This is a genomic window from Streptomyces vastus, from assembly GCF_039532825.1.
GTDB classification, from domain to species: Bacteria; Actinomycetota; Actinomycetes; order Streptomycetales; family Streptomycetaceae; genus Streptomyces; species Streptomyces vastus.
In genome coordinates this window covers 1-585 of the sequence record NZ_BAAASJ010000082.1, presented here as the reverse complement: position 1 = coordinate 585, position 585 = coordinate 1, and the positions used below count along the sequence as shown (strand labels likewise).

Here is a 585-nt window from a genome sequence, read left to right as displayed (position 1 = left end):
GAGAAGCGGACGTTTGACGCCGAGTTCCGTGAGGGTGCTGTACGCATCGTGATCGAGACCGGGAAGCCGGTTCCGGAGGTCGCCGAGGAGCTCGGCATCAACGCGGGCACGCTGCACAGCTGGGTGTCGCGCTGGCGCCGCAACGGGACGGCGTCGTCGGACCGGCCGGCGCCGGAGGCCGCGGGAGGGCGGATGCGGGAGAGCGAGCGAGGCGAACTGGAGCGGCTGCGGCGGGAGATGAGCGAGAAGAACAAGCGGATACGGGAGCTGGAGATGGAGCGCGATGTCCTCAAGCGATGCATGGTCCTCTGGGTGAAGTGACCGGGACTGACCCGGCCGCCCTGGCCGCGTTCATCGGTAACCAGAGGACCGAACACCACGTTCCGCACCGCCTGGCCTGCCGGGTTGTGGGAGTGTCGGAGTCCTGGTTCTACAAGTGGCGCGACAAGCCCACCACCGCCCGCGAGGTCCGGCGCGGGAAGCTGGCCGACGCCGTCGAGGGAATCTTTGCGGACTCGGGCGGCACCTACGGCTCGCCGAAGGTCTGGCTCCTACTGGTCCGCGACGGCTGGCGGGTCTCGGTGA

Annotated in this window: 1 protein-coding gene and 1 pseudogene; both read left to right on the top strand. The window is 69.1% G+C overall.

What is annotated here, in order from left to right; translation table 11 throughout:
• A partial coding sequence (locus ABD357_RS29890) for a transposase (protein WP_344394137.1) occupies positions 1 to 321 on the top strand: 321 nt, incomplete at its 5' end.
• Positions 318 to 585, top strand: a pseudogene (locus ABD357_RS29885) (IS3 family transposase); the annotation flags it as partial. The gene ABD357_RS29890 and the pseudogene ABD357_RS29885, both read left to right, overlap by 4 nt.